This window comes from Sphingomonas bacterium (assembly GCF_903643065.1).
Classification (GTDB): Bacteria; Pseudomonadota; Alphaproteobacteria; order Sphingomonadales; family Sphingomonadaceae; genus Sphingomonas.
On sequence record NZ_CAHJWX010000037.1, the window covers coordinates 1 to 9489 of the forward strand.

General features: G+C 69.6%; 7 protein-coding genes and 1 pseudogene. 4 read left to right on the forward strand and 4 right to left on the reverse strand.

Annotated features, from left to right (window positions below):
• Positions 1-348 (reverse strand): annotated as a pseudogene (locus HUU95_RS02595) (folate-binding protein); the annotation flags it as partial.
• A gap of 23 nt (positions 349-371) precedes the next feature.
• On the opposite strand from HUU95_RS02595, the gene pyrC reads away from it, so the two are divergent.
• Positions 372-1400, forward strand: a complete 1029-nt coding sequence (gene pyrC, locus HUU95_RS02600) for a dihydroorotase (protein WP_174278673.1) — start codon at positions 372-374, stop codon at positions 1398-1400.
• Positions 1401-1483: 83 nt separating this feature from the next.
• Here the strand turns inward: pyrC and HUU95_RS02605 are convergent, their stop codons facing one another.
• The gene (locus HUU95_RS02605) at positions 1484-3193 is read right to left on the reverse strand and encodes a hypothetical protein (protein WP_174278674.1); all 1710 of its coding nucleotides are present in this window, start codon (positions 3191-3193) and stop codon (positions 1484-1486) included.
• A gap of 201 nt (positions 3194-3394) precedes the next feature.
• On the opposite strand from HUU95_RS02605, the gene HUU95_RS02610 reads away from it, so the two are divergent.
• Positions 3395-6418 (forward strand): TonB-dependent receptor plug domain-containing protein, encoded by a 3024-nt coding sequence (locus HUU95_RS02610; protein WP_174278675.1) that lies wholly within the window; start codon positions 3395-3397, stop codon positions 6416-6418.
• Positions 6419-6461: 43 nt separating this feature from the next.
• Here the strand turns inward: HUU95_RS02610 and HUU95_RS02615 are convergent, their stop codons facing one another.
• Positions 6462-7541: a ketopantoate reductase family protein gene (locus HUU95_RS02615; RefSeq protein ID WP_174278676.1), complete on the reverse strand. Its 1080-nt coding sequence runs from the start codon at positions 7539-7541 to the stop codon at positions 6462-6464.
• Positions 7538-7966 carry a VOC family protein gene (locus tag HUU95_RS02620; protein WP_174278677.1) on the reverse strand — a complete coding sequence of 143 codons (429 nt, stop codon included), beginning with the start codon at positions 7964-7966 and terminating at the stop codon, positions 7538-7540. The genes HUU95_RS02615 and HUU95_RS02620 overlap by 4 nt, the downstream gene beginning before the upstream one ends.
• 88 nt (positions 7967-8054) lie before the next feature.
• On the opposite strand from HUU95_RS02620, the gene gcvA reads away from it, so the two are divergent.
• Positions 8055-8939, forward strand: coding sequence for a transcriptional regulator GcvA (gene gcvA / locus HUU95_RS02625; protein WP_174278678.1), 885 nt, complete (start codon positions 8055-8057; stop codon positions 8937-8939).
• 100 nt (positions 8940-9039) lie between these two features.
• On the forward strand, positions 9040-9489 hold a 450-nt coding region (locus HUU95_RS02630; RefSeq protein ID WP_217429736.1), incomplete at its 3' end, for a hypothetical protein.

Sequence of the window (9489 nt, forward strand, 5' to 3'; positions counted from 1 at the left end):
GAGCGCGGGCAGGCGGGGATCGGGCACGCCGTCCGGACCGTCGGGCGCCCAATGCACCGCGCGCGGGTCGGGAGCGATGACGATCGCGCGGCGCAGGCGATAGATCGACAGGCGGCGCGCCAGCGCGTCCACCTGCGCGGCCTCCGCGTCGATCAGCACCGCGTCGCCGTCCGCCCACAGGATGAAGTCGAACAGCGCCTTGCCCTGCGGCGTGAGCAGCCCCGCCCAGAGCGGGCGATCGGGGGCGAGCAGGGTCAGGTCGTGGGTGACCAGCCCCTGGAGGAAGCCGCGCACGTCCTCGCCGGTCAGGCGGAGGAGCGCGCGGTCGGTGAGGGTGGTGGCTGGCATCCGCCCAAGGTAAGCGCTCGACCATGGACGCCCAAGCCCTCACCATCCGCCGTCCCGACGACTGGCACCTCCACCTGCGCGACGGCGCGATGCTGCGCGCGGTGGCGCCGGTCACCGCGCGCCGGTTCGGCCGCGCGATCGTGATGCCCAATCTGTCGCCGCCGGTGACGACGCCCGCGCTGGCGGCGGCGTATCGCGACCGCATCCGCGCCGCGCTGCCCGCCGACACCGGGTTCGCGCCGCTGATGACCTGTTACCTCACCGACGCCACCGATCCGGCCGCGCTGGTGCGCGGGCATGCGGACGGCCTATGGGTCGCCGCGAAGCTGTATCCCGCGCATGCCACCACCAACTCCGCGCATGGCGTGTCGAGCGTGGCGGCGATCCGCCCGGTGCTGGCGGCGATGGAGCGCGCGGGCATGGTGCTGTGCGTCCATGGCGAGGTGACCGATCCGGCGATCGACATCTTCGACCGCGAGGCGGTGTTCGTCGAGCGCGTGCTCCAGCCGCTGATCGCCGACTTCCCGGGGCTGCGGATCGTGCTGGAGCATATCACCACCGCGCAGGCGGCGGCGTTCGTGGCGGACGGCCCGGCGACGCTCGCGGCGACGATCACGCCGCAGCACCTGCACCTCAACCGCAACGCGCTGTTCGCCGGGGGGCTGCGCCCGCACGCCTATTGCCTGCCGGTGGTGAAGCGCGAGCACCACCGGCTGGCGGTGCGCGCGGCGGCGGTGTCGGGGTCCGCCAAATTCTTCCTGGGCACCGACTCGGCGCCGCACGCGGTGGCGGCGAAGGAGAGCGGCTGCGGCTGCGCGGGCATCTTCAACGCGCCGTTCGCGCTGGAAAGCTATCTGGCGGTGTTCGAGGAGGAGGGCGCGCTCGACCGGTTCGAGGGCTTCGCGAGCGAGCATGGCGCGCGCTTCTATGGGCTGCCGCTCAACGCGGGGACGGTGACGCTGGTCCGCGACGGCGTGGACGTGCCGGCGCGGGTGGCGGGGCTGGTGCCGTTCCACGCCGGCGAGCGGCTGGCGTGGCGGGTGACGAAGTGACCTGATCCACGCGGCTACCGATGAGGGGCCGCCGCCGGGGCCCTTGATCGAGGCGGCGTTCCTCCACGGCGGCGGCGGCGCGATCAGTAGCGCCAGCTGGTCAGGTCCGCTCTCTTGGGCGCGGTGGCGGCGATGCGTGCCATGATCTTGGGGAGGTACATCCAGTTATAGTGAAGCCGTGAATAGGCGTTCGCCAGCGTGTGATCGCCATTCCAGCAATGTTCGGCGCGCTCGCCATAATCCACCTCGCCACCCCAGTCCGGCTTGAGGCTCGCCAGCGTGTCCTGCGCATAATAGACCGCGTCCGTCAGGAAATAGCTGTCGGCCGAGCCGACATAGACATGCAGCTTGCCCGTGAGCTTGGGCGCGAGCGTCCTCCAGTCGCGCTGGACGATATGGGTCAGGTCGAAATGGTCGCGCCAATAGGCGACGACGGCGGGGTCGATCACGCCGGTCTGCTTGTCGAAGATCGGGCGGGGATAGCCGTCCGCCCCTTCCGGGCCGAACACCGCCTGCCAGATGTCGTACTGGCCGCCGGAGCGGCTGTGGTCGCCCAGCACCAGCTCCATGTGGTTCTCGTCGCGCTGGGTGGCGAGCGTCTGGCCCAGATAGTCGCGCATCGCCGGCCGGTCGATCGCCACCGCCTTGCCCTGTTCGGCGAAGGCGTTCCGGTCGGCATACAGGTTGATCGTGGTATAGGCGTGGAAGTCGATCGGGTCCGGGCAGGCGACGAACGCGCCGTTGTACATGTCGGGATAGAAGATCTGGGTGGCCATCGCCTCCCAGCCGCCGGTCGAGCCGCCATAGGTGAAGCGCGCCCAGCCCTGGCCGATGCCGCGGAAGCGGCGCTCGATCTCGGGGATCAGCTCCTTGTTGATGGCGTCGCCATAGGGGCCGAGATTGGCCGAGTTCACCGCGTAGCTGTCGTCGTAATAGGGATTGGCGTGTTCGATCTCGACGGCCAGGAAGCGGGGAAAGCCGGGCGCCGTCCAGCGCCGGTAATTGGCATAGCTTTCCTGCTGCTCGATGCGGTTGTACCCCGCGAGGTGGAAGCGCTCCGAATAGTCGGGCTTCAGCTTCTCGTCGGGCGGGGTCTCGCGCCACGCGGAGATGCCCTCGGCGGGGAAGTGGCCGTGATTGACCATCAGCGGGTAGCGCGCCTGCGGGTGCTCGGCGAACCCGGCCGGCAGCAGCACATAGGCGCCGAGATAGGTCGGCCTGCCCCAGAAGCGGGTCAGGAGCGCGCTCTGGATCCGCACATGCCGGACGAACGCGGTGTCGGGGATCGGCTTGATGGGCGCGATCACCTGATCCAGCGTCAGCGCGATTGCCGGAGCACCCGGGCCGAGATGGACGCGGACCGGGCGGGAATAAGGATTGCCCGGCTTCTGGTTCCAATGCTGCCCTTCGCCCATGTCGGGCGGCAGCTTCACTACCGAACCGTCGGCGCGGTGATAGGTCTCGTAGCGGTTGAACACCGCCTGCACGGTATAGTCGCCGGCCGGCAGCGCGGAGAGCGGCACCGGCCAGCCATCGGCGGTGGTCAGCGCGACGCGCGTGCCCGGCGGCGCGGCGGTCACCGTCTGCCCGAACAGATAGGGCGTGCGGAGCGGCGCCTCCAGCTGCACCTGCAGGCGCGGCTCCGGATCCGGCTGCGGCGACACGATCAGGATCACGCGTCCGTCGAGCGGCGCGGCGCCCGCCGAGGGCAACGTGACCGACACATCGGAGGCGGCCGCGGCGCTTGCCGTCAGGAACGCCACCAGCAGCCCGAGCCCATGACGTGTCTTCATGCCTGCCTCCCACCGAGCCTGACGCGGCGCGGCATCATTGATCGGCAAGCGACGTCCGGTGTCAAGGACCCGGGCAGGGCGCAACTTATCGTGCAATTTGCATGGGGCGCGGAAATTTTTGTGCATTGCGGCAAGGGAACCGGGCAACTTAGCCTCTGTGCTCGACGTGGAAAACGCCACGCGCCGCGAAAGGGAACAGCCATGCGCTTTGGGACATTGCAGCGTCGCCTGGTCACCACGACCATGCTCGCCGGGGCCATCGCGCTGTCCGGCACGGCGCAGGCACAGGATCAGACGCCCGCGCAGCCGGCCGCCGCGGACCAGGCGACCGCCCCGTCGGGCGAGCAGACCCAGGCGTCGGCCGGTCCCCCCGCGACGACCAGCTCCGGCGACGTCGTGGTGACCGGATCGCTGATCCGCAATCCCGCGCTGGTCGCCACGGCGCCGGTCCAGGTGCTGGGCCAGGAGGAAGTGCAGTTGCGGCAGAGCAACACCGCCGAGGAAATCCTGCGCGACCTGCCGGGCGCGGTGGCCGATATCGGCTCGGCGGTGAACAACGGCAACACCGGCTTCGCCAACGTCAACCTGCGCGGCCTGGGCTCCAACCGCAACCTGGTGCTGCTGGACGGCAACCGGATCGCGCCCGCCGATCTAGTGGGCGTCGTCGACCTCAACGACATCCCGCTCGCGCTGATCCAGCGCACGGAAGTGCTGACCGGCGGCGCCTCCACCACCTATGGCGCGGACGCGATCTCGGGCGTGGTCAACTTCATCACGCGCAGCGACTTCACGGGCGTCGAGGCCAGCGCCTCCAACCAGATCACGCAACGCGGCGACGGCCCGTATTTCCGCGCCGACCTGACGGTGGGCGGCAAGATCAACGACGGGCGCGGCAACGCCGTCGTGTCGATCGGCTATCAGCATTCCGATCCGATCTACCAGGGCGCACGCGACTTCAGCGGCTATGCGGTCGACAGCTATGACGGCACCGGCACGGGCTCGGGGACGACGACGCCGACCCGCTTCCTGGGCATCCCCGGCATCGGCACGCGGCAGATCAATCCGGCGACGGGCTCGCTGGTGACGAGCTATTCCTTCCCCGGCGCGACGCGCTTCAACTACAATCCGTACAATCTCTTCCAGGTCCCGTTCAAGCGCTACAACCTCTACGCCGCCGGCCATTACGACATCACCGACGACATCACGGTGTACACGCGCGGGATGTATGCCAAGAACGAGGTGCAGAGCATCGTCGCGCCGGGCGGCGCGTTCAACCCGCTGCCGGTGGTGATCCCGTTCAGCAACCCGTACTTGCCCGCGCCCGCCCGCACCCAGCTCTGCGGCGCCTATGGGCTTTCCACCGCGCAGTGCAACGCCGCCGCGGTCGCGCTGAGCCCCAGCAACCCGAACTACCGGACCTTCGCGCTCAGCATCGCGCGCCGCGCCGTCGAGCTCGGGCCGCGCGACGACGACTACAAGACCGAGCATTTCGACTACCGGCTGGGCGTGCGCGGCAACATCAGCAGCCACCTCCATTTCGACATTAACGGCAGCTATGGCGAGAGCTCGCAGACGCATATCGAGAGCGGCTATTACATCACCGCCGCGGTGCAGGATGCGCTGCTGGCGACCAACACCACGACCTGCCTCAGCGGCAACACCGCCTGCGTGCCGCTCAACATCTTCGGCGCGGCGGGCACGATCACGCCGGCGATGAACAACTATCTCACCACCAGCACCGACACGTTCATCAACACCTCGCTCGGCCAGGCGCGCGGCGTGCTGTCGGGCGATGTGGGGGTCACCTCGCCGTTCGCGACGGCGCCGATCGATTTCGCGGCGGGCGTCGAGTATCGCAAATACCGCGCGTCGCTCGACGACGACCTGTTGACGCGCAACGGCGGCACCAGCGGCAACACGCCGTTGCAGCCGTTCAGCGGCGGCTATGACGTGGTGGAAGGCTTTGGCGAGCTCACCGCGCCGCTGGTGCAGGACCGGCCCTTCTTCCAGAACCTGGAGCTGAACGGGGGCGTCCGCTATTCGCACTACAACGTCGCCGCGCCGACCTCGCCCAGCTACAACACGACGACCTGGAAGGGCGGCACCTCCTGGCAGCCGATCGCCGCGATCCGGTTCCGCGGCGTCTACCAGCACGCGGTGCGCGCGCCCAACATCAACGAGCTGTTCGCGCCGGCCTTCATCACGGAGACCAGCCTGACGGTCGACCCTTGCGCGGGGGCCGCGCCGACGACCAACGCCAATCTGCGCGCGGTCTGCGTCGCGCAGGGCGCGTCGCCCGCGTCGATCGGGCTGATCGATCAGCCCAGCGCCAGCCAGGTCAACGCCACGCTGGGCGGGAACATCAATCTGACGCCGGAGAAATCGAACAGCTACACGCTGGGCGTGGTGGTCCAGCCCAAGGGCCTGGCGAGCGGCCTGTCGATCACCGCCGATTATTACCACATCAAGATCGCGCATGCGATCAGCCAGCCCGGGCCCAGCGATGTCATCAACGGCTGTTTCGCCAACCTGTCCGCCGCCAGCGCGACCAGCCCCGCCTGCACGGGCATCCGCCGCGATGCCAGCACCGGGCAATTGGTCGGCGACGGAGTCACCGGCCTGCCGTTCACGCTGTCCAACTCGGGCCGTTACCTGACGGACGGCATCGACCTGGGGCTGAGCTACCGGCGCGACCTGGGCTTCGCGCTCCTCAACGCCAGCTTCGAGGGCAATTGGACGCACCGCTCGATCTTCCAGGCGACCCCGCTCAGCCTGGTGCGCAACTGCGTCGGCTTCTACAGCGCCAACTGCCCGTCCATTCAGCCGAAATTCTCGTGGATCCAGCGCACCACGCTGAGCCATGACGGCGTCGACCTGTCGCTGCTGTGGCGCCACATCAATCGCGAGCGGCAGGAGCCCGACGACACCACGGTCAACGGCGTCGCCTTTGCCGGGGTGCTGACCGATCCGCTGCTGACGGCGCTGGTCGGCAAGACGGTCAATTTCGGCCGCATCCCGGCCTTCAACTATCTCGACCTGAGCCTGCGTGCCAGCGTGACCCCGCATTTCGAGTTCACGGTCACGGTGCAGAACCTGCTGGACAAGCAGCCGCCGATCACCGGCAGCGACATCGGCTATTTCGTGTACAACAGCGGCAACACCTATCCCTCGACCTATGACGCGCTGGGCCGGCGCTTCGCGATCGGTGGCCGGCTGAAGTTCTGACGGCCGTCGGCGGGCGTGGGTGGTGCCCACGCCCGCCGATGCTTCAGGGCAGCGCGCGGCCGATCTCGCGCGCGAAGGCTTCGAGCTCGTCGAAATTGTGGAAGCCCAGCGCGCGGCGGCCTTCCTCGATCTCGTAGATCATCGCGCAGAGCTTCTCGTTGAGGCGCACGTCCGCGCCCGCCGTTCGCCCGTATTCGATCAGCTTGCCGTTGGACGCGCGCACCTCGGACGGGCGGTGGCGATAGACGATGTCCCACCAGATGCCTGACCCCTGCTTGCGGAAGACGTGCCCGCCGGGCTTCTGGTCCTTCTTCAGCAGCCAGATCGCGTGCGCGACATTGGCCAGCAGCCGCTGCGTGTCCGCCGCCGTCTCGACGCGGTAATTGGCGGGATCGAAGAAGTCGAACGCCTCCACCGTGATCCCGTTGGCGTCGGCGATGCCGAGTGCCTCGCGCACCACCGCGCCGGCGGTGCGGGCGTAGCGTTCCTGGCCCAGCGTGTCGCCGATCCGCGCGTCGGCGAGCGCGGAGAAGACCACCTGCGCCGAATACACCTCCTTGGCCCAGATCTGGCCCCAGATGTTGGCGGACAGCTGCACGGGGGTGAGTGCCTCCAGCATGGCCGCGAGCGCGCGCAGCCGCGGCGTGATCCGCCCGTCCATCTCGCCGAGCTGGATCGGCCCCTCGTGCACGAACTCCAGGTGACCGGGATCGACCAACGCGCCGCCGTAGTTCGGGATGCAGCCGATCACCCGCTCGCGGCCGCCCAGGCCCAGTTCCTCCAGCACGCCCGCGATGATGGGTTCGTTGAAGCCGTTCTGGTAGGACACGATGAAACCGTCGGGGCCGAGCAGTGGCGCGACGAGGCGCGCGGCCGCTTCCGCGTGCTGCGACTTGGTGGCGATCAGCACCGCCTCCAGCGGTCCCGCCAGGCGATCCGGGGTGGTGGCGCGCACGGCGAAGCGCTGTTCGCCCCGGATGCCGTCGACGAACAGGCCGTCGGCGTCGAGTGCCGCGACATGCTCCGCCCAGCGATCGACCAGCAGCACGTCATGCCCGGCGCGCGCCATCCAGCCGCCGGCCAGGCCGCCCATCGCCCCCGCCCCGACGATCGTGACCTTCACGCGGCCGCCGCGACCGGCAGGCCGAACATCGCCTGGTGATGGCGGAAGCTCTTGAACTCCAGCACGTTGCCGGACGGGTCGGCGACGAAGAACGTCCCCTGTTCGGCCGGTTCGTTGCGGAAGCGGACGTGCGGGGCGATCACGAAGCGGGCGCCCGCCTGTTCCAGCCGCGCCCCCACCCGTTCCCATTCCGGCCAGTCGAGCACCGCGCCGAAATGCGCCAGCGGCACCTCTTCGTCATCGACCCGCGTCATCAGCACCTCGCCGGGCGGCGGCCCGACATGGGCGGAGATCTGGTGGCCGAAGAAGTCGAAATCGATCCAGTTGACGGCCTCGCGCCCCTGCCCGCAGCCCAGCCGGTCCACGTAGAAGGAGCGGGTCGACTCGATGTCGTCGACGCGGAAGGCGAGGTGGAAGGGCGGCATGGGTTCCTCTCTTTCGACGCGCCGTAAGCTGCTTGCGCCACCCCTGTAACGTCCATAAAAGTTCCGGGCATATGACAGGACCGCATCCTTGACGCGGCGGCGGCTGCTGCCGTCCCTGACCGCGATCCGCACCTTCGAGGCGGTCGCCCGCGTCATGAGCTTCACCGAAGCCGCCGCCGAACTCAACGTGACGCAGAGCGCCGCCAGCCGCCAGGTGCGCGCGCTGGAACAGTTCATCGGCGTCGCGGTGTTCGCGCGCGGCAAGCGCGGCCTGACGCTGACCGACGAGGGCGCCGCCTATGCCGCCGCCGCCAAGGCCGCGCTGGACGCGATGGAGCTGGCGACGCTGCAGGTGATGGCGAACGAGCGCGGCGGCGGCGTGCTGACGGTCGGCACGCTGCCCACCTTCGCCACGCGCTGGCTGATCCCGCGCCTGGCGCAATTCGCCGCCGCGCATCCGCGCATCACGGTGAACATCGTGTCAGGCGACGGGCCGGTGTCGTCGGGCATGGGCGAGGACGTGGCGCTGCGCTTCGGCGACGGCGACTGGCCCGAGCACGACGTCTACCGGCTGGGTCTCGCCGAGGTCATGGTGCTGGTCTGCAGCCCGGAGACGGCGGCGACGATCGAGACGCCGCAGCACCTGCGCCAGCACGTGCTGTTGCGGCATTTCACTCGGCCGGGCGCGTGGCCGCAATGGCTGGCCGCGGCGGGACTGCACGATCTGGACCCCGACGGCCCCAGCTTCGAGCATTTCTTCATGGTGATCCAGGCGGCGGTGGCGGGCCTGGGCGTCGCGCTGCTGCCGCGCTTCCTGATCGAGGACGAACTGCGCAGCGGCGCGCTGGTGATGCCGCTCACCGTCAACACCATCTATGACGGCGGCTATTACCTGCTCTGCCAGCGCGGGCGGGCCGCGCTGCCCAAGGTGCGCGCGTTTCGCGACTGGCTGCTCGCCGCGAGCCTGGCGTGACGGGCGCGGATTTCTCCTTCCTTCATGACCTTTTCGCGCCGGGCGATCGGATTGCCACGGCCGGCCGCGCGCGCCAAGGATCGGGCCAGGAGGCGCCGGCATGACGCAGGGTGACGCAGCGATCGGCGAGCAACTCACCGCCGTGACGATGGGGCTGGACCGGTTCGAGCGCGCCGCGCACGCCGGCGACAGCCTGCTCGACGGCGAGGGACTGGTCCCGATCTATCTGGGCGACGCGCTGGTCGAGGCCCGCGATTACCGCGGCTGGGACGCGATCTTCGCCGATCTCGCGGACCTCGCCGCGCAGGCCGACACCGCCGGCGCGGAGGCGCGGGGCGTGTTCCTGCGCGCGATGGTGCACTCGCTGGAGGCGGCCGCGCGGCTCTTTTCGGGGCGGTCGATGGGCTATGCCGACAAGGTGCGCGACCTGGTCGGCGCCCCGGCCGAGCCGGTGCCGGACGCGGAGATCGCCGCGCACACGGACGCGCTCGACGCCGGCCTGGCGCGCGCGGGTTTCGCGCGGGGGAGCCTGCGCGACCGGGGGAGATCG